The organism is Lentiprolixibacter aurantiacus (assembly GCF_026241225.1).
In the GTDB taxonomy this organism is placed as follows: Bacteria; Bacteroidota; Bacteroidia; order Flavobacteriales; family Flavobacteriaceae; genus Lentiprolixibacter; species Lentiprolixibacter aurantiacus.
The window spans coordinates 54,743-76,015 of record NZ_JAPFQP010000003.1; the positions used below are offsets into that span (position 1 = coordinate 54,743).

Below are 21,273 nucleotides of genomic sequence, written 5' to 3' on the forward strand. Positions count from 1 at the left end.
CTTATTTGATGATAATATTTGGTTAAATCCACTAATACATTTCTACTATTAAATAGTAATTCTGGATTAATTCTAAATATTTCAAGGTTGTTAAAAAATAAAGGTTGATTTAACCCAAAATACATTTAAAGCCATTAAATTAGGGGTGCTTTACAAGTATTATAATGACCCCACTCTTTAAAAAAAATAAGCCTAAGCTTATAATATTATCGTTTCTACTTTTTTCTATTGGCCAGATTTCTTTTGGTCAGATATCCTACGAACCCGCTTTCCCTGACATACGATTCAACCTTCCGGTTGAGATACAAAGTCCGCCAGACGGTACTGACCGATTATTTGTTGTTGAACAGCCGGGAAGGATCAAAGTTTTTCCTAATGTTTCAACAGTTCAAAATTCCCAGGTAACTACGTTCCTGGATATTTCATCACAAGTCTATTTTAGTTCCGGACAGGAAATCGGGCTGCTTGGTCTCGCTTTTCACCCCAATTACAGTTCCAATGGCTATTTCTATATCTATTATACCATATTAGGGAGTAATAATAGGATAAACATGGTACTCTCTGAGTTCAGCGTAAGTGGTTCCGACAATAATTTGGCTAATCCTTCGAGTGAAAAAGTACTATTCCAATTTGAAAAGAATCAATTTAATTCTAACCATAACGGTGGAAAAATAGCCTTTGGACCGGACGGGCACCTTTACATTTCCATTGGAGATGGTGGGGGTGCCGGAGATCCACAAGGAAATGGCCAGAATCTTGATACTGCTTTCGGGAGCATTTTGCGAATTGATGTAGACCTGGATGGCAATAACCCGGTAGAAACAAACCCGGATCTTCCAAATGGAAATTATGAGATTCCATCGGATAATCCCCGATTGGGTCTTTCAGGTTTGGATGAACTGTATGCCTGGGGGATCCGGAATACGTGGAAATTTTCTTTTGACTTTACTACCAACCGCTTATGGGGAGCCGACGTAGGCCAGGGCGATTTTGAAGAAATAAACCTGATTACACTGGGAGGTAATTACGGATGGAACCGGTTTGAAGGAACCAGCCTTGAAACGGCATCGACCACGCTTGTTACTACCCCGGATATCAAGCCCATATTTGAATACGATCACTCTGCTAATGATGTTTCCATTACAGGAGGCTATGTATACCGCGGAGCATTAACAGATCCATTGCTACAAGGTAAATATATATTTGGCGATTATGTTTCCGGTCGTGTCTGGTCACTGGATTACGATGAAGCCACACAAACAGCCAACCGAACAGAATTATTCCGTACCAGCGGTCAGTTTATTTCCTCTTTTGGTCTTGACCAGGCCGGGGATCTCTATTTTTCAGATTATGGATCTTCCGTACAGCTTTACCGGATCACAGGGCAAGGTGGGGGCCCTACCACGGTTCCCGTTGAGGGAGTTGGTGATTGGGCTGCCATTGGTTCCGGGATTAACGGAACCGTTGAAACCATATGTATGGGACCTGACAACACCTATTATATTGGCGGTACATTTACCCAGGCGGGTGGCATAAACGCGTCTAATATTGTCATTTACGACCAGGAGGGGTATCGGGCCTTCGGGGCAGGGGCCAATGGAAAAGTAGCTTCTATTGCACTCGCACCGGATGGTACGCTTTACGTTGGAGGTGAATTTACCCAAATTGGTGGTATTAGCGCATCCAACATAGCTTCCTGGGATGGCAATACCTGGTCTGCCCTCGGAAGTGGAACCAATGGTCCTGTTGCTAAAATCAATATAGATCCAAATGGGTTGGTCTATGTTGGTGGTGTATTTGAAACCGCAGGTGGAATTATAGCGAACAATATTGCGCTCTGGGATAATGGAAGTTGGAGTGCATTAGTGGATGCAACCAACGCCGTGGCCGGAACGAATAATGAAATCAGGGCAATCGCCTTTGATGAAAACAACAATGTACTGGTCGGTGGTAATTTTGATTCTGCAGGTGGTAATCCCGCCCCCAGGATAGCCATTTGGGATGGCACAAACTGGGATACTTTCGGTGCCGGAACAAGTGGTTTCGTACAAGCCATTGTAGTTGATAATAATTATATCTACGCCGGGGGGAACTTTTCCATTGCAGGAGGCACAACCGTAAATCGTATAGCCCGATGGGACAGGAACCTTAATACCTGGGAGGCCCTTAATTTCGGGCTAAGTGGTAATGTGAACGCCATGGCTCAGAGAAGTGGTTTTCTTTATGTTGGAGGTAGTTTTGAAACGGCTTCCGACACCGAAAACGTCAATGAAATCATGAATAATGTTGTCCGGTGGAGTGAGGCATCCGGCTGGGAAGCCCTTGGTCCCGGCTTTGATGTTGGTGTAGATACCCGTATAAATGCACTCCGATTTTCTGAAGATAACAGTCAACTTTATGTAGGTGGCACATTTAATACGGCCGGAGATAAATCTGCATCCAATATAGCCATTTGGAGCACCTTATCGGATTGTAATGCTCAATCCGTTATTCCCGAATATCAGATTAACGGAGTTTGGCAAAATGGTGACACTGAAATTACCGTGCTGGAAGGTGATCTGCTGATCATTGGCATGTTGCCAAATGAAATTGAGTTTACCGTATCAGCACCCGGGGGTGGAGTCACTAATGGAGATTTAAACCTTGGTGCTGTGAATGAACAGGATGCCGGAGTATATACCATTACTTCAACATTTGGTTGTACTGCAACACTAACGGTTAATGTTACTTTAGCTGATTCCGACAACGATGGTGTTCCCGATAGTACTGATCTATGCCCGGACACCCCTGTTGGTGAAACTGTAAACGCCGATGGTTGTGCTGAAAGCCAATTGGATGACGATAATGACGGGGTTACCAATGATTTAGACCTCTGTCCGAATACTTCAAATGGTGAAACGGTTGATGCGAATGGCTGTGCCCAAAGTCAGTTAGACGACGATAATGACGGGGTTACCAATAACCTTGACCTCTGCCCGAATACTCCGAATGGGGAAACCGTTGACGCCAGTGGTTGTTCTCAAAGCCAACTGGATGATGACAATGATGGGGTAACCAATGATCTCGATCTCTGTCCGAATACTCCAAATGGGGAAACAGTCAATATCGATGGCTGTGCCCAAAGTCAGTTGGACGATGATAACGACGGAGTCAGCAATGATCTGGATTTATGCCCGAATACGCCAAACGGAGAAGCTGTAGATGCCAATGGATGCTCACAAACTCAGTTGGACGATGATAATGATGGGGTGAATAATGCTGTTGATCAATGTCCCAATACGCCTGCCGGGGCAACAGTAGACCAGTTTGGCTGCGAAGCCGGGCAGACAGATGGCGATAATGATGGTGTTCCCAACACCCTGGATCTTTGTCCAAACACCCCCAATGGTGAAACTGTTGACGCCAATGGTTGTAGTCAGGGTCAACTGGATGATGATAATGATGGGGTAACCAATGACCTGGACCTTTGTCCAAATACCCCAAATGGAGCGTCTGTCAATGCTGATGGCTGTGCTCAAAGCCAACTTGATGACGACAATGACGGGGTAACCAATGACCTGGACCTGTGCCCCAATACACCAAACGGAGAAGAAGTAGATGCCAATGGTTGCAGTCAGAGTCAAATTGATGACGACAACGATGGGGTCCCGAACACATCAGACCAATGTCCGAATACTCCAGAGGGAATACCGGTAGACAATAAAGGTTGTGCCGCGCTTCCTGTTGATAATTTTATTATCCAAACACAAGGGACAAGTTGTGAAAACCTAAGTGATGGTATAATAACTGTGGAGGCCAACTTAAACTTAAACTACCAGTTAAGTATCCTCTTCAATGGAATAGAAGATAATTACACATTTAATTCAATATTTCAAATTTCAGATCTTGCTGCAGGCACATATGAACTTTGTATTTCACTACCCGGAACTGCATTTGAGCGTTGTTTTACTGCTGTTATCATGGGAGCCGAACCATTAAGCGTATTTACGAATGTGGATGCTAATGGTCAGATACTCCGGGTTAGTATGGATGGAAGTAATCAATATACGGTCAATTTAAATGGTAACATTTGGCAAACTGGAGAATCAGTTCTTTTATTAAACCTGGAAGAGGGGCTAAATAGTCTTAAAATAAGTACCAATTTACCTTGTCAGGGAATATTTGAAGAAACGTTTCTGTCAGGAGAGTTCCTAAGAGTATCTCCAAATCCCTTTGAAGGGAATTTGAATTTGTTACTGGGTAATCCTACTTCAAACCTCAGGATATCTATATATTCAAGCAGCGGACAACTCGTTAAACGGTTTATATATGCAGAGGCAAACCGTGAAATTGGGTTATTCCTTGGCTATCTGAATAATGGCATGTATTACCTGGTGGCCGAAAGCGAGAACTTTACAAAATCTGTGAAATTGATTAAACGATGAATAATCATTTAAAGATCTTATTGGTTGCTCTTGTTATGATAGTGATAACAAGTTGTGGAAGGGATAAAGATCTGGAAGAACTTGTGCTCCTAGAGCCTACATCAGTAGAACTAACATTCCCGAACAATAATTCTGTATGTGTTACCGGTGAAATCATCTCGGAAAGCATTAGCAGGGTTACCTTTACCTGGAATCCTGCCGAAGTTGGTGAAACCTACCAGCTAACACTGACCAACCTTATCACCGAGATATCACAGCAATTCGAAACAGGAACCAACGAGATTTCACTTGAAATTGCGAGAGGGGTACCATTCAGCTGGTTTGTGTCTACTTTTCTGGGAGGATCTCCAACCGAGGCAATTAGTGAAACATTTTACTTTTATAATGCCGGAGAAGGCCTGAGCGGATACATCCCTTTCCCTGCCCTATTGTTAAGTCCCGAACCAGGGAGTGTTTTACCTCCCAATCAAAACACTTTATCGCTGTCCTGGAGTTCATCCGATCTTGATGATGATATTGTTGATTATGATATCTATTTTGGAGTACAGGATCCTCCTGCCCTGTATCAGGAACAACTGAGCGAGACTGTTTTGAATAATGTTCCGGTAAATAACGGAACAACTTATTATTGCAGGATCATTACAAGGGATTCTCAGGCCAATGAGTCTGCTTCTGATATCTACCAGTTTGAAATCTCAAACTAATGCCGGATCAGGTATTCCGCGGCTAACTTCTGTAAAGAAGGTGCTCTTCCTTATCCAGCTATTCTTTGGTCTGTAAAACAACCTTCGCCCTTCGGTTATGACTATGTTCTTCGCGCGTACAAAGCACCCCATCCGCACATCGATTAAGCAACCTTTCCTCCCCGTAGCCTACAGCGGTTAGCTTCTGCGAATTGATTCCCTTTGAGATCAGATAGTTAACGGCTGATTTGGCTCGCTGGTCGGACAGCCATTGATTGTAAGTTTTAGGGCCTCTGGAATCGGTATGGGCTTCAACCACGAAAATATAATCGGAGTTTTTCTTAATGATATCCGCTACTTCGTCGAGTGTTTCCTTTGACCGGGCATTCAATTCATAAGAATCAAAGGCAAAAAATACAGGACCCAGGGAATCCAGTTCCTGTTGTAGGGCTGATTTTTTCTCTTCGGCGGATAGCGGTTTTTCCACCGGTTCTTCAACGGCAACCACTTTCTCTTCTGTAACCGGGGCTCCTTCAGACTCTTCTTGAATCTTTTCAATCGGAGCGGGTGCTTCTTCGAATACCAGTTCCTCTTTAGGGGATGTTCCAAAACGGAAAACCACCCCTGCAGCGTGCTGCAACTGTTTGGTGGACCCGGATTCCAACCCCCATTTTCCACTGGTATTGAAATTCAATCCCCATTTTTCACTGAACCAGGTATTGAAGCCAAAACCACCGTTAAAGGTGGACCTGCCAAGACCGCCTATAGATGAATAGCCAGCACCGACATGCACATAAGGGTCAAACCATCCGGTATCCCCGAATAAGCCATTCAGGTCATAGGTAATCATACCATCGATAGCATAGTACTCCCGTAATTCCGAATTTATTTCCCCATCTATCAGTTTGCCAGGTTTATAGCGGTTGTAGGAGCCTATGGCATGTATTCCAAGGCCATTACTGAACAGTCGCCCCAGCTGCAAGCGGGAAGGATAAGGGACAATATTCCAGCTCCTTTTGATCTTGATAAAATCTTCGAAAAACGGTGTCGCAGAATCGTCCACAACATTGAAACCCACCCCCAGGATCCAGGATCCATTGGTAGATTGATTTAAACTTTCATCTTGAATTTGAGATATCGCTGCAATCGGCAGGGAGAAGATAATAACCGCTAGTAGGTATCGGGCTTTCATCACAATGTATTTAGGGTAATACAAAGTTACGACCGGCACAAATCAGATAGTAAATTACCCTTTAAAAGGCCTCAATAATCGACAAGACACACCTTTGATATTCAAAGGGTTAGTCCTCCCTGACAAAAGAAATTTCCTTCCCGGTAAGTGGCAATTTATACAGGCTGAACGGCATGGTAAGTGCCCCGTTTTTCTTTTTTTGCCCGGACTTCGATTCTTTTAGGGATAATACTAATTGGTCAGCTGTATTTTCCCTGATCAACAGGCTTGAGGTAGCCCCATTCAGCATTTTTCCCGGACAATAGAGAACCAAGAGTTCCTTGCTGAAATCCACCTGGGGAACAGGAATACCGGGCTTGCGTGTTTTGTTGACCTGGGCAAAAAACTGTTTTAAGCTTTTCATATCCCGGATAATCCGGAATTCAGCATGCTCAGATCCTCCATAGTTATCAGAAACCAAAAGTATAAGTTCTATTGATTGCCCGGGCGCTACTGGATCATTCGCCCTGCCTTTTTCCTGGCTTTTACAGGACAGGCCCATAAAGAGCAAGATGACAAGTAAGCCACGGATCATTAATCAATAGGTAGATTTGTAGTTTTCTTTATAAGCCCTTTCATACAAAGCCTCATATAATGGCAGTACATTCTTTATATCAAACTTCCTTGCCACCTTATGGGCGTTTTCCTTGAAAGTATTCAGCGTCTCCTCATCTTTTAAAATGGAAAGCGCATTTTTTACCATATCGGCTACATCACGCTCATCGCTGAGGTATCCAGAAACCCCGTGAACATTTACCTCAGGAATACCCCCTGTGTTGCTGGAAATCACTGGTGTTCGATTAATCATTGCCTCCAGGGCAGCCAATCCAAAACTTTCTGATTTTGATGGCAAAAGGAAAAGATCAGAGAAACAGAGGATACGATCAATCTCATTGCTGTTTCCCAGGAAGACCACCTTATCGGTTATCCCAAGCTGCTCCACCAACAGTTCCGCCCCTTCCTTCTCCGGGCCCTCCCCTACCATGATCAGCTTCGCCGGGATCTCTTTCTGGATCCCGAAAAACGTCTGTATAACATCAGGGATATGCTTCACCTTCCTGAAATTGGAAATATGGGTGATGATCTTCTCATGGTCTTCAGCCATCAACGACCGCTGGCAGTCAGTAAAGCTAGTACTGTACTTGGACTCGTCAATGAAATTGGGAACCACCTCAATCTCCTTGGTGATCTCAAAGAAATCCAGGGTCTTTTGCTTCAGGTTCTCCGAAACACTAGTCACAATATCCGATTTATTAATACTGAAAGTGACCGCAGGCTTGTAAAAAGGGTGGTTACCCACCAGGGTAATATCCGTACCATGCAGGGTTGTAATCATAGGGATATGAATACCATCCTCCTCCAGGATCTTCTTCGCCATATATCCGGCGTAGGCATGGGGAATAGCATAGTGTACATGCAATAATTCAATCCCGAAAGCCTTGACCGTATCCACCAACTTGCTGGAAAGCGCCAGCTCATAGGGCTGGTAATGGAACAAAGGATATTCCGGTACATGCACCTCGTGAAAATGGATGCGGTTGCTGAGCAGTTCCAACCGAACCGGCTGCTTGTAAGTAATGAAATGAACCTCATGCCCCCTTGAGGCCAGGGCAATCCCCAATTCTGTGGCCACTACGCCACTACCTCCAAAGGTTGGATAACAAACTATTGCAATTTTCATAAGCTAAAAGTACGCCTAATTATCGGTACTAATCTATAAGGGAATCATAAATCACCTGCTGTATGCGCGTACGCAACTCGGATTTCACCAGTAAACGATTAGTCGCAGAAGGATAGGTACGGTTGGATAAAAACACGTAAACCAGCTCTGCCTCAGGATCTGCCCAGGTGTAGGTTCCTGTAAACCCACTGTGTCCAAAACTCTTGGGTGATACACAGCCACAGGTGGGGCCATGAGGTTTCAATTGTGGTTTGTCAAAACCCACCCCCCTTCTTACTTCCTTATGGCAGAAATAACACTTGTTGAAGCGTTCTATAGTCCTTGAATTCAGGAATCGCTCTCCTCCGTAATAGCCTCCCTGCAGGTACATTTGCATGATCTTAGCCACGTCGTTGGCATTGCCGAACAGGCCTGCATGACCTCCTACCCCCCCCTGCATGGCGGCACCCATGTCATGCACATAGCCCTGCACCACCCGGTGGCGGTAATAATTGTCCACCTCCGATGGCACTATGATATCCCTGGGAAACTTTTTAAGGGGGTTGTAAGTGGTTTTAGAGGCTCCCAAACGCTTATAAAGGAAGTCCTCGGATAATTTGTCCAGGGAACTTCCATAAGTCTCCTCAATGTATTTCTTGAATACATAGTAAGCCACATCACTATAGCGATATCGGTTCGACTTCAGCTCCTGACGGCCTATACGGTTGTAAATCGAATCTTTATACGCATCAGTAAGGTACAATCCATCACTGACCTTGATAGTATAGCCCTCCATCGGTCTATTGCGGTAAAACTCGGACGAAGGTTGTCCCTTTTTGTTCAAAGTATCCAGGTAAAAGGCAATCCATGCCGGTAATCGCCCGTAGTGACTCAAGGCTTTCAACACTGTAACATCCCTCAGTTCAGATTCTGCGTATTCCGGTATTAGTTCCTGAAAAGTAGAGGATAACCCGATCTTCCCCTCCTCCTCCATTTTCATAATCAGCGGCAGGGTAGCCAGTATCTTGGTCAAAGAAGCCAGGTCGTACAGGTGATCACTGGTCAGGACATCCCCCTCATTGCCGGTAGGTGAACCGAAAGTCTTATTATAGATCACCTTCCCCCTTCGGGCAATCAATACCTGGGCACCGGGATACATCAGGGAATCAAGACCTTGTTGTACGAGGGTATCTACATCGGACAAAAACTCAGAAATCATCCCCACCCGTTCCGGAATGCTGTATCCCAGTCTGCCCAATGGTTTCAGATCAATTCCAGAATTGACCGGAAACTGCGGGTGGGCTGTTACTGGTAGCCGACCATTAACGGGAATCGCACCAAATAATGCCTCGGCCATTTTAGCCTGTACCATCTCACTGTTCTGGTAGCCCAGTATCACCCCATCAACGGGCTCATATGAAAGTACCTGCTGCAGCACATAAGGCCGGGCAAAAACCGCCAGAATTGCATTAGACTCGGGCATTGCCGCAATCTCATTCAGCCAGTACAATTCCTTTTTTGTGAAATCGTGGTTCTTCCAGGGCGAGGCGTTGCTTTTATGATAACCCATGATAACCAGGTTGAAATCAGCCAGCTGTTCCTTTAACGAAGCGATATCCTTTCCGCTTACTTCCGTTACCTCTGCATAAAGGTTTAAAGTCTCCAAAAAAGGCTGGTGGTCGTCATCCCCCAGTTTTACATAGGCGATCTTCTTATTCTCCAGATTCTTGATCCCGAGTAAGTTGAACTGGTTCTTCAGCAGGGTGATCGACTGTTCCACCGCAGCTTCATGGGCCAGCTCGCTATCCACCCCATTCAGCTCATCCACAAGTCCCTCCAAATCTACAGGGCTATAATTGTGCAAATTAGCCTTGTACTTGGCTTTAAGTATCTTTTTCACGGAACGGGCCAGTCTTTTCTCCGTTATTTTCCCCCGATTGTATGCTTTCAGAAGGGCAGCCTTTGCTCCGGGCAAATCTTCCGGCATTAAAAGGATATCATTGCCAGCCAGAAATGCTTTTAATTCCGTTTCTCCTGTATTATCCGATGTTTCTGTAACCCCTTTCATGTTCAGGGCATCAGTCAGTACGAGCCCTTCAAATTCCAGGTCGTTCTGTAGTACACCGCTAATGATCTTTTCTGATAAGGAACTAGGCCGGTCTTCTTCATTATCCAATGCAGGGACATTTAAATGCGCCACCATCACACTGCTTACCCCAGCTCCAATAAGTATGCGATAGGGGTTCAACTCAACAGTATCCAGCCGACTTTTTTCCAAATTGATCACAGGGAGTGCCTTGTGGGAATCTGTTTCCGTGTCCCCATGTCCCGGGAAGTGTTTTGCGGAACTCAGGATTCCCGCCCTTTGCATTCCCTTATGGAAAGCTACAGCCTTGGCCGACACATTGTCGCGGTCTTCCCCAAACGACCTGTTCCCAATAATGGGGTTTCTGGGATTACTGTTTATGTCCACCACCGGAGCAAAATTGATATGTACACCCATGCGTTTTGCGTGCCTGCCTATCTGATGGCCTATCTCTTCCACGGTTTTCCTGTCCTGAATAGCCCCCAGAGTCATGTTCCAGGGAAATGCATAGGTAGAATCCAGGCGCATGGCCAGGCCCCACTCCGCATCCATTCCTATCAACAATGGGATTTTGGATTGTTTCTGAAACTGGTTGGTTAGACTGGCCTGCCGTACAGGCCCTCCTTTGGAAAAGATAACGCCGCCAATCTGATGTTCGGCTATGGTCTGTGCAATCTTGTCAGTGCTGCTCCCTGGCTGGTCTGAAGCTACCAGAACCATAAAGAGTTGCCCAATACGCTCCTCCGGGGACATCTTCTGGTATTGTTCATTAACCCATTGCTCCTGAGCCAGACTATCCCTTGTCTGCAAAGGGTCTACCTGCGCCTGTGCAACAGCGATAAACAAAAAGAAAAAGCATTTGAGTAATCTTCCTGGCATAAAATTGGAAATCTGTAATGCTAACTTACCAATCATTCAAAATATTGCTCAAAATAAGTCGGTGATTTACACTGGAATACCGATACAGCCCAAAATTAAAAAAATCGGCTGTGCCAGCTTTCGGAAGCAGGTACTTCCCAGGCTTCCTGGTATTCCTGTTTATTGTTGACAAGGTTGTTGAATACGATGGTGTTTTGCGAGATCGCCTTATCCTTAGCCATCTTCTTAAAGTCCGTTAGTGGCTTGTATGCCACATACTCGCCCTGTTTGAAGGTAACGTTCATCTTATCCAGCAAATCCACCCCGTATTTCTTTTCCAGTCCCTGTATGAAGTGGACTGAGGCATCGATAGAGCAGCCTGAGGCAGCTGCCTGGGATTGATCCAGGCCTAAAACGATAAACCTGCGGTATTGTATCTCGTATCCGGCCCGCAGGGATTTCCCATGTACGGTCCATTGGGTTATAAACGCCTTCATATAGGCGTGTATTTCCTCCAACTCTTCTTCGGTAAACGACCTGTTGGACTGGTATATCCAAATCCTGGCAGAATCCGGTAATTCTTTAAAATCTACATACATCTCTATCGGGAAAGTTTTGTAGGTATTCTATAAGTCTTCAGCATCAGCAATCAGTTCGGCTACATCCTTGACCACTATACTTGCTTCCTTTTCCTTGTTCTTTATCCCATCCGTCATCATGGTATTGCAAAACGGACAGGCTGCTGCTATGATGTCTGGTTTAACCTCAAGGGCTTCTTCGGTACGGGCAATATTGACCTCCTTATCCCCTTTTTCGGCATCCTTGAACATCTGGGCTCCGCCGGCACCACAGCAAAGGCCCCTTTTACGGCAGTTTTTCATTTCCACCAGTTCGGCATCAAGTTTCTGTATCAACGCTCTCGGAGCTTCAAAGATATTGTTGGCCCTTCCCAGGTAACAGGGGTCGTGGAAAGTAATCCGCTTTCCCTTGAAAGTCCCGCCCTTCACCGAAAGCCTGCCTTCTTCAAAGAGTTGATTGATCAACTGTGTATGGTGAACTACTTCATAGTTGCCCCCAAGTCCGGGATATTCATTTTTAAGGGTATTGAAACAATGCGGACAGGTAGTAACAATCCTTTTTACTTCATAGGCGTTCATAACCTCGATGTTGGTTACCGCCTGCATCTGGAACAGGAACTCATTCCCGGCGCGTTTGGCCGGATCCCCGGTACAGCTTTCTTCGGTTCCCAACACAGCAAAATCAACACCAGCCTGGTTGAGTATCTTCACAAATGCCTTGGTGATCTTTTTGGCCCTGTCGTCAAAACTTCCGGCACATCCTACCCAAAAAAGGATTTCGGGCTGCTTTCCCTCGGCAAAGAGGGAAGCCATGGTGGGCACTTTTATTCTTTCACTCATAGCGTTTATTCTCAGGATTCATCGGCCCAGTTAAGCCTGTCCATCTGGTTAAATGGCCAGGGGGCCCCGTTATTTTCTACATTACTCATCATTACGTTGAGTTCTGTTGGAGCAGCAGATTGCTCCATAACCAGGTACTGTCGCATATCCATGATGATCGACAATGGGTCTATACTTACCGGACAGGCCTCAACACATGCGTTGCAGGAGGTACATGCCCAAAGTTCCTCCCGGCTGATATAATCGTCCAGGAGTTGCTTCCGGTCATCAACAAACTTGCCGCCATTGGCATCAATATTTTTTCCTACCTCTTCAAGGCGATCCCGCGTATCCATCATGATCTTCCTTGGGGAAAGTTTTTTGCCCGTTTGATTGGCAGGACATTCACTTGTACAACGGCCACATTCTGTACAGCTGTAAGCATTCAGGAGCTGGGTCCATTTCAGGTCCATCACGTCCGAAGCTCCAAATTTCTCCGGTGGAGGGGCATCAGCCGGAGGAGCGGCAAAAGGATCGGCATTGGGACCCATCATCAAACGCACTTCTTTGGTTACTGCTTCCAGGTTATTGAATTGCCCTTTGGGCTTCAGGTTGCCATAAAACGTATTGGGAAAGGCCAGAAGGATATGAAGATGCTTGGAATAATACAGGTAATTCAGGAATACCAGGATACCTACAATATGCAGCCACCAGGCGGCACGCTCGATCATTATTAAGCTGGCTGTTTCCATCCCTGCAAACCAGGGCATCATAAACTTACTTACGGGGAAGGCACCTGCCTGGGCATAACCTTCCACATTGAGCGACTGTAACTGTGCATCTGTCGCATTCATGGTCAGGAACAGGAACATCAGGACAAGCTCAATGTAAAGGATGAGATCAGCATCCCGTTTGGGCCATCCCTTCATTTCGGGTTTGATAAAGCGGTTTACCCGTATGATATTTCGTCGTATCCAGAAAACAATTACCGCAAGGATAACAAGCAGTGCGAGGATTTCAAAGGAAGCGATCAGGAAGTCGTAAACCGGACCCAGGCCGGCAAAAATACGATGGGTTCCCAGCAGTCCGTCAATAATGATCTCCAGCACCTCTATGTTAATGATAACAAACCCCACATAAACCAGAATGTGCATGATCCCGGATATAGGGCGGACCACCATTTTTGATTGACCCAGGGCAATTCGCGCCATGTTCTTCCAGCGCTGTGCATTGTCTTTTTCCAGCTGCGGCTCTTTACCCAGCTTAATATTGCGGATTAGTCGCAAAACATTGCGCCTGAAGAAAGCTATACCGGCAACAAGTATAATCGCAAAACTGATATTTGGAAGGTATTCCATCTACTGCTCCTTGGGCTTTTCGGCCGGGTCGTTTTCCGGCAGGGTATATTCTTTTTGTTTCTTGCCAAAGACGGATACGTTTACATATCGCTTTGGGTTTAATCGGAAATCCTGCAGCAACAGGTCCAGTTCCCTGCTTGCCTCTGCGAGGTTTTTGTACAGCTCTTCATCAGTCATAAGCTTGCCTAATGATCCTTCTCCATCCTTAATCTTTGCCAGCAATGAATCCATTTTACTCAGTGTTCCTTCCAGGTTTCTGACCGTTTGTGTCAGACCTGCATTGGCCAGTGAATCTGAAATCTTTGCAAAATTGGAAGTGATCTGGCTGATATTGGTGATGGAACTGTCCAGCTGGTTTTTGTTATCTGACAGAAGTGTGTTGAGCGTATTGGCGCTTTCCTTGAAGTCTTTTACCATCCCATTAAGGCCCTGAATACTCTCCCTGAGGCTTTGCTTGGTATTTTCATCCAGCACATCATTGAAACTCATTAGCAGGGAATCGGCATTAGAGACGGCTCCTTCTACTTTAAGTTGGAGTGGAGTGAGCTTTTGCTGAACAAGCTCCGTTATTCCCGGACGGGTCGACGTAACCAGGGTATCGCCGCTTTGCGCCACAGGCGCTCCATCAAAAACAGGAATGATCTGTATGCCCTTTCCCCCTATGATTCCGGTATCGAAAAGCTCGGCTTTACTGTTTTCGGAAAACTCAAAGGAATTGTTAACGGAAAAGGTAACCAGCAACCTGCCTGTACTATCATTAAAGCCAATGCTTTTGACACTTCCTACGGAAAATCCATTGATGGTTACCTGGGTTCCTGGTTGCAGTCCACCCACATGATCGTATACGGCGTAAAAGGTTTTGCTGCTATCAAAAATCGGGGACGATTTCAAATAAGTAAACCCCATAATAAACAGGAGGATACCGCCTATTACGATAATCCCTGTTTTAATTTCCCTGGATAGTTTCAAGAAATGCGTTTTTGGATACCAAACAAAATTAGAAATAATTTTCGAAGACCGGCAACTTATTCCCCGGTGTATTTCCGGGCTTCGTCCAGCGGAATCCTCACACCGTCCTTATAGGCTACTATAAAAGAGGAGGTATACCCTTTGGCATCGGCATTAGATTTAAACAAAGTCGCCTGTAAATAGGAGGAGGTATTTCCATAAAAATAGCGGTACAGATTTTTGTACGCTTCCTTTGACAAAGCACTTAATCCCCGGAAATCCTCGGAATTCAAGGGAAGATCCCTGGAACTGGCCATCAATTGTACCTTGTAGACAATATTGGCCTTTACCCCGGCTTTTTCAGCATTAGGTGCCGTTTCTGTTTCTTCTGGCTTATCGGCAGTTTCTGGTTTTAACTCCGGCTCCACTAATACCTCCTTCGGTTTCTCTTGCTTTACTTCTTCTTTCTTTTCCTGGGTATCAATGGGAACGGCCTGATTGAGTTCCTTAGCAGTATCACGGTCTTGCTTTTCAATCTCCACGTTGTCTGCCTTGACGGCAACTTCCTTTACCGTTTCAGTTGCTTCAGTCTTTTCCTCAACTACCACTGGTGGAGGTGTAATAACCGTTTGCTGAGAGGTTTGTGATTCATCAAAATTATACTGAAGTGCCTCCTTGTAGTTTAATATCGCTTCTGCAATGGCTTTGCCCATTTCGGACTGACCTTTCCTTGAGTCCAGGTAACTTCCTTCATTTTTGTTGGTCAAAAACCCGGATTCAATCAATACACTGGGCATAAAGGTCTGATGGAGTACAATAAACCCGGCCTGTTTAACCTTTCGATCATTCCGCTTGAGCTTTTTGGCGAATTTATCCTGCATCATTTTGGCCAGCATAATACTCTGGTCCAGGAATTCTTCCTGCATGATGGTAAGGCCAATTACTGATTCGGGAGAATTAATATCGTACTCTGCATAACGGGTTTCGTAATTGTCCTCGAGATAGATCACCGAGTTCTCTTTCTTGGCGATCTCAAAATTCTGTTTATTGGCATGCAGCCCCAGAACAAAGGTACCTGCACCATGGGCGTTGGAGGTATGAGAGTCGCAATGCACGGATACAAAAAGATCGGCCTTGGCCTTGTTGGCTATTTCACCCCGTACATAAAGATCCACGAAGGTGTCGTCCTTCCGCGTGTAGATGACCTCAACATTGGGGTCTTTTTCAAGGATCTTCCCCGCCTCCAGCACAATTCGGAGAGCAATATTTTTCTCCAGATAACCATTGCCCAGATTGCCGGGGTCATGCCCCCCGTGACCTGCATCCAGGACAACCGTAAATTTCTCCTTGTAAACAGGATCAGGTAAACTGATGCTGTTATCGCTGCTGTTCTGTAATCCTAATAAAAATGGAATGAAGATTAACCACTTCCCCAACATATTCATAGGCGCTGTTTCTCCTTTTTGCTCTGGTTAAATTTATGATAATGACCCCTTAGCGGAACAAAAAATATCTCTAACTTTGATCGCAAATATCGAGCCATACCTCACAAAAATAGGATTTATAGCCTTGCGATCAAACAAACGTCCTTATCTTTTTATTTGGCTTCTCATCATGGGTATTGCCGCGGTATGGGCCCAGGAAGACCGGACCAAATCGCTCCCGATCAAGGCAGTACAGGACACCCTTCCCGCTAAAAATCAGCCCATTCCACCAATGGTGCAGGACACGGTTAAGACAGATACCGTTGCCCTTGACAGCGTTCCTGCCAAGCCGGCTTTGCTGCTGGGCAAGATCAAATACAAGGCCAAAGACTACGTTCGCATCAACCAGAAAGAGCAGAAAATATACCTGTATAACGAGGCCGAAATCTATTACCAGGATACCGAGTTAAAGGCCGGAATCATCATAATGGATTACACCAAGAATGAAGTATATGCTGGAAGGCTGAAGGATTCCCTGGGGAATTACTCCCAACTCCCCTACTTTAAACAGGGAGAAAATGTGGTAATACCGGATTCCATTCGTTTCAATTTTGATACAGAAAGGGCACTTATCTTCAATTCCCGTACCGAGCAACAGGCCGGATTAGGACAGCTGGGAAGTGATGCCATGAAAGTCTACGCCGATGTTACCAAAAAGGAAAACGACTCGGTTTACTTCCTGCAGGAAGGAAAGCTTACGACTTCCAAAGATACCATTGATCCGGACTATTATATCCGGGTGCGGAAAGCCAAGTTTGTTCCCAAAAAGAAAGTTATTGCAGGCTTCAGCAACCTGTATATTGTGGATGTCCCAACACCCATAGCTTTGCCTTTTGCCTATTTTCCTTTAACAGTGGGGCGTACAGCAGGCATTATGATGCCAACCTTTGGGAATGACCCGGACCGGGGATATTTCTTCCAGAACGGAGGGTATTACCTGCCCATCAATGACTATGTGGACCTTACCCTTACCGGAGATCTTTATACCAACGGTAGTTATGGCTTTCGCGCCCAGTCTGTATACTCAAAACGATACAAATATCGGGGCAACATCAACTTTAGGTATGAAAATTTAGTAACCAGTCAGAAAGGCTTTGATGATTATAGCCGGGGAACCATATACAATATTCAGATTTCCCATTCCCAGGATGCCAAAGCGAACCCCAATTCCCGGATATCGGCATCAGTGAACCTGGGAAGCAGCCAGTATTACCGAAATTCACTCCTGCAGCAAAATTTACCAAATACACAGGTGAACAACCTGTCGTCTTCCATATCCTATTCCAAGACTTTCCCGGCCTACCCTTCGGTTAACCTCAGCCTTACTGCCACCCACAACCAGAACACCAATACGGAAGTGGTAGATGTTACCCTGCCCACCCTGCAGGCGGCAATGGAGCGGGTTTTTCCTTTTGCTAAAAGGGAAGGGATTAAAAAGGGGCTCATACAAAACATAAACTTTCAGTACGACCTGAATGGAAGGAACAGTATTCGAACGGATGCTGAAAATTTCGGCACGGCACGTATGTTCAACGATGCAAAAGTGGGTGTAAGGCATCGGATACCTATCAGCACCAACTTTAAAGTAGCCAAGTTTTTTAGTGTTACCATGGGAGGTACCTATGAGGATATCTGGGCATTAGAAACCTTTAACCAGCGGTTTGATCCGGAAACGCAAACGGTGGTTAGAGATACGATTAGCGGATTTGACCGCTACAACCAGTATAACATGAATGCCAGCCTCGGGACCACGCTTTACGGAACATTTACTTTCGGGGAGGACAAGAAGATACAGGCTATCCGGCACGTAATGCGACCAACCATAAGCTACGGATATGCGCCATCTTTTGAGCAATATTACGATGAGTATCTGAACGAGGCCACGGGCCAAAATGTGCAATTCAGCCGGTTTGAAGGCACCATTTACGGTGCTCCAAGACTGGGCAAATCCAATGCCCTTAGCCTTTCACTGGCAAACACCCTGGAAGCCAAAGTCAAAGACAAGGATTCCACAGCGACAGAACCCAAAAAGATACAGCTTATTAACAGCCTGAATCTGAGTACCAGTTATAATTTCGAAGCAGATTCCCTGAAATTGAGTCCGCTCAGTCTCACAGGGGGCACCAATCTTTTCAAGAAGAAAATGTCTGTAAACTTCGGAGCCAACCTGGATCCATATGCGATTGACAACAACGGAAGGCGAATAAATACCTTCAACATTAATAATGGCGGCGGCTTATTCCGGCTTACCTCTGCCAGGGCCAATATCAGTTACTCCATAAGCAGTGCAGATCTTGCGGGGGATGGCGATAAGGACGAGGATGAGGAAGATCCTTACTCAGGTGGCAATTATGTAGCCTCCAGTGGGGGAAGGTCTGATGACCTGTTTGGAAAAGCAGACCGTTTTAATGAAAGTAGTTTTGCGGATCGGGATGAGGACGATGTGGAAAACCCGGTTTACGGAACCAAGATTCCCTGGGATCTCCGTGTACAATACGCCATGTCATATTCCAACAGCAACAGGCAGAACGAGATAGCCAATCACTCCCTTATGTTTTCCGGCAACATCAGCCTCTCGCCGCGCTGGAGAGTGGGTGTTTCTTCCGGGTACGATTTAAAGAACAAAGGCTTCACCGTAACGCAGTTCCGGTTTGAAAGAGACCTGAAAAGTTTCAATATGCGTTTTAACTGGACCCCTTTTGGGCAGTACGAGCGCTGGTACTTCTTTATTGGTATAAAGAGCTCCATCTTGTCTGACCTGAAATGGGAAAACCGAAGTCAACCTCCGATCCGGCGTTAATTATCAATCCTTTTGAATCGAACAAAATGAAAAAAATTATCCAAACTCCCGATGCACCTACCCCCATAGGACCGTATAACCAGGCCGTACTTTCAGGCAATACCCTTTACATCTCTGGTCAGATCCCCATGGATCCGAAAAGCGGGGAACTGATATCCGGGGATATCCAGAAAGAAACCCGGCAGTGCATGAATAACCTGAAGGCTATACTCAATGCTGCGGAAATGGGTTTTGAGCAGGTAGTCAAAGCCTCTATCTTCGTAAAGGAGATGGGGCAATTTTCCCAGATCAATGAAGCTTACGGAGAATATTTTGACCCTGCAACCGCCCCGGCAAGAGAAACCGTGGAAGTAGCCAATCTTCCCAAGTATGTCAATGTAGAAATCTCAATGATTGCTGTCAGATAGTTTCCCTGTGGAACTCTACCAAACCTTCAATCGGTCTTTGCCTTATTACGCCTAACCTCAGGTCATTGCGATCCATTACAGCCGTTAATTCGTCCTTCAGGTAATAGGCAATACTGCCCACAAAATGAACAGGCACCTTGGTCGCCAGTTCAAACTGCATGATGTAATTATTGACATACTGCTGAAGTCCCTTGTCAATTACCCCTTTGCAATACGGATGATCCTTGTTCTCAATGATAAACCGGGCAAAAGTAGCCAGGTAGGTATTGGGGTTGGGCTGCTTGTACAGATTCTCCTTGATAGCATCGGCCTCCAGATTGTATTCCTTGGCAAACTTGATGGCGAGTGACTGGGGCATTTTGTTGAAATAGTAATCTCTGATCAGTTTACGACCAAAAAAGTTGCCACTGCCATCATCCATGAGAATATAACCCAGAGAGGTCACTTTTTGAAAGGTCTGCCTGCCGTCGTAATAACTGCAGTTTGATCCGGTTCCAAGGATACAGACAATTCCCTGATGGTCTATTTTGGTGGTGGCATAAACGGCAGCATAAGTATCTTCTTTTACTTCGATAACTGCTTTTGGGAAGTAAACCGTAAAGATATCCTTGAGAAATCTTTTCATGCGGTCTGTACCGCAACCCGCACCGTAAAAATGCAATCGTGATACCTTTTCCCTGTTTTGAGCCAGTTCAAAGTTATTGGCGAGTCGGTCTTCAATTACTTCCCGGGTCAATACTTCAGGACTCAGGCCCAGGGTCTGGGTGATAAATAGTTCCTTTCCCGACTTATCATCCAGAGCAATCCAATCAGATTTGGTTGCACCACTATCCACTATAAGAATCATAATCGCTTAGGTATTAAAGAGAAATTCCTTAAAAGTACCGGATGGTCATTTTAAGGAATTTCCATTTCGTTCATATCAGTTTTTACAGGCTAGCTACGTATTCCGCCAGATCAAGTAACTTATTAGAGTAGCCCGCTTCATTATCGTACCAGGAGATTACCTTGAAGAATTTAGAGTTGAGCTCAATTCCTGCACCAGCATCAAAAATACTAGTTCTGGCATCCCCAACGAAATCCTGAGAAACCACTGCTTCTTCAGTGTATCCCAGTATACCTTTCAGTTCTCCTTCAGAAGCATTTTTAAACGCCTTCTTGATTTCTTCGTAGGAAGTCTCCTTTTCAAGGCGAACGGTAAGGTCCACTACGGATACATCTGCAGTTGGAACCCTGAATGCCATACCAGTAAGTTTACCTACCAGGGAAGGAATAACTTTGGTAACCGCTTTTGCTGCTCCTGTTGAAGCCGGGATAATGTTGAGCATGGCACTCCTGCCACCACGGTAATCCTTGCGTGAAGGGCCGTCTACGGTGAGCTGGGTTGCTGTAGTGGCGTGCACTGTTGTCATGAGGCCTTCCTCAATGCCAAAGTTGTCATCGAGAACCTTCGCAAGGGGAGCAAGACAGTTTGTGGTACAGGATGCGTTAGAAACGATATTATCAGATGCTTTGATATCCTTGTGGTTAACTCCCATTACAAACATTGGAGCATCTTTGGAAGGTGCAGATATGAGGACTTTCTTGGCACCACCATCAAGGTGCTTTTGCGCCATATCCAGCGTAGTGAAAATACCAGTACATTCCGCTACGTAATCAGCACCTACCTCATCCCATTTCAGGTTGGTTGGATCTTTTTCTGCAGTAATTCTGATCTTTTTACCGTTAACAACGAGTTGTCCGCCATCAACCTCAACCGTTCCGTCGAAACGACCGTGAACAGAATCGTATTTTAATAAATAAGCCAGGTGTTCTACATCCAGCAGGTCGTTGATAGCAACCACCTCAATATTTTCTCTATGTACGGAAGCCCTGAATACCAGTCGGCCAATTCGTCCAAATCCGTTAATTCCGATTTTAATTTTTGCCATTTTCTG

Annotated in this window: 15 protein-coding genes; 4 read left to right on the forward strand and 11 right to left on the reverse strand. The window is 45.4% G+C overall.

Annotation, left to right across the window (positions count from 1 at the left end; all coding sequences use genetic code 11):
• Nucleotides 1–164: 164 nt before the first annotated feature.
• Both OO016_RS09705 and OO016_RS09710 read left to right on the forward strand, forming a co-directional pair.
• Nucleotides 165–4,424, forward strand: a complete 4,260-nt coding sequence (locus OO016_RS09705; RefSeq protein WP_266013071.1) for a PQQ-dependent sugar dehydrogenase — start codon at nt 165–167, stop codon at nt 4,422–4,424.
• The gene (locus OO016_RS09710) at nt 4,421–5,128 is read left to right on the forward strand and encodes a hypothetical protein (protein WP_266013073.1); all 708 of its coding nucleotides are present in this window, start codon (nt 4,421–4,423) and stop codon (nt 5,126–5,128) included. The genes OO016_RS09705 and OO016_RS09710 overlap by 4 nt, the downstream gene beginning before the upstream one ends.
• Nucleotides 5,129–5,186: 58 nt before the next feature.
• Here OO016_RS09710 and OO016_RS09715 read toward each other — a convergent pair whose 3' ends face one another.
• The 9 genes from OO016_RS09715 to OO016_RS09755 form a co-directional block, all read right to left on the reverse strand.
• Nucleotides 5,187–6,299 carry an OmpA family protein gene (locus tag OO016_RS09715; RefSeq protein WP_266013075.1) on the reverse strand — a complete coding sequence of 371 codons (1,113 nt, stop codon included), beginning with the start codon at nt 6,297–6,299 and terminating at the stop codon, nt 5,187–5,189.
• A 109-nt stretch (nt 6,300–6,408) separates the two neighbouring features.
• On the reverse strand, nt 6,409–6,873 hold the full coding sequence (locus tag OO016_RS09720; RefSeq protein ID WP_266013077.1) for a hypothetical protein: 465 nt from the start codon (nt 6,871–6,873) through the stop codon (nt 6,409–6,411).
• A gap of 3 nt (nt 6,874–6,876) precedes the next feature.
• Nucleotides 6,877–8,019, reverse strand: a complete 1,143-nt coding sequence (gene bshA, locus OO016_RS09725) for an N-acetyl-alpha-D-glucosaminyl L-malate synthase BshA (RefSeq protein WP_266013079.1) — start codon at nt 8,017–8,019, stop codon at nt 6,877–6,879.
• A 28-nt stretch (nt 8,020–8,047) separates the two neighbouring features.
• Nucleotides 8,048–10,963: a serine hydrolase domain-containing protein gene (locus tag OO016_RS09730; protein WP_266013081.1), complete on the reverse strand. Its 2,916-nt coding sequence runs from the start codon at nt 10,961–10,963 to the stop codon at nt 8,048–8,050.
• Nucleotides 10,964–11,058: 95 nt separating this feature from the next.
• Nucleotides 11,059–11,541, reverse strand: a complete 483-nt coding sequence (locus tag OO016_RS09735; protein ID WP_266013083.1) for an ABC transporter ATPase — start codon at nt 11,539–11,541, stop codon at nt 11,059–11,061.
• A 27-nt stretch (nt 11,542–11,568) separates the two neighbouring features.
• The gene (locus tag OO016_RS09740) at nt 11,569–12,360 is read right to left on the reverse strand and encodes a (Fe-S)-binding protein (protein WP_266013085.1); all 792 of its coding nucleotides are present in this window, start codon (nt 12,358–12,360) and stop codon (nt 11,569–11,571) included.
• An 11-nt stretch (nt 12,361–12,371) separates the two neighbouring features.
• Nucleotides 12,372–13,697: a 4Fe-4S dicluster domain-containing protein gene (locus OO016_RS09745; protein WP_266013087.1), complete on the reverse strand. Its 1,326-nt coding sequence runs from the start codon at nt 13,695–13,697 to the stop codon at nt 12,372–12,374.
• Nucleotides 13,698–14,666 carry an MlaD family protein gene (locus OO016_RS09750; protein WP_266013089.1) on the reverse strand — a complete coding sequence of 323 codons (969 nt, stop codon included), beginning with the start codon at nt 14,664–14,666 and terminating at the stop codon, nt 13,698–13,700. It abuts the gene before it with no gap.
• Between the two features lie 56 nt (nt 14,667–14,722).
• A complete protein-coding gene (locus tag OO016_RS09755) occupies nt 14,723–16,084 on the reverse strand; it encodes an N-acetylmuramoyl-L-alanine amidase family protein (RefSeq protein WP_439649328.1) in 1,362 nt (453 codons plus the stop codon).
• 175 nt (nt 16,085–16,259) lie between these two features.
• Here OO016_RS09755 and OO016_RS09760 point away from each other — a divergent pair, with 175 nt between their 5' ends.
• Together OO016_RS09760 and OO016_RS09765 are read left to right on the forward strand one after the other, a co-directional pair.
• Nucleotides 16,260–18,929 (forward strand): putative LPS assembly protein LptD, encoded by a 2,670-nt coding sequence (locus tag OO016_RS09760; RefSeq protein ID WP_266013872.1) that lies wholly within the window; start codon nt 16,260–16,262, stop codon nt 18,927–18,929.
• Nucleotides 18,930–18,955: 26 nt separating this feature from the next.
• Nucleotides 18,956–19,336, forward strand: a complete 381-nt coding sequence (locus OO016_RS09765) for a Rid family detoxifying hydrolase (RefSeq protein ID WP_266013092.1) — start codon at nt 18,956–18,958, stop codon at nt 19,334–19,336.
• Here OO016_RS09765 and OO016_RS09770 read toward each other — a convergent pair.
• Entirely contained in the window at nt 19,329–20,183 is an 855-nt protein-coding gene (locus tag OO016_RS09770) for an N-acetylglucosamine kinase (protein WP_266013094.1), read from the reverse strand. The genes OO016_RS09765 and OO016_RS09770 overlap by 8 nt on opposite strands.
• An 82-nt stretch (nt 20,184–20,265) precedes the next feature.
• Nucleotides 20,266–21,267, reverse strand: a complete 1,002-nt coding sequence (gene gap / locus OO016_RS09775; protein WP_266013096.1) for a type I glyceraldehyde-3-phosphate dehydrogenase — start codon at nt 21,265–21,267, stop codon at nt 20,266–20,268.
• Between the last annotated feature and the right edge of the window lie 6 nt (nt 21,268–21,273).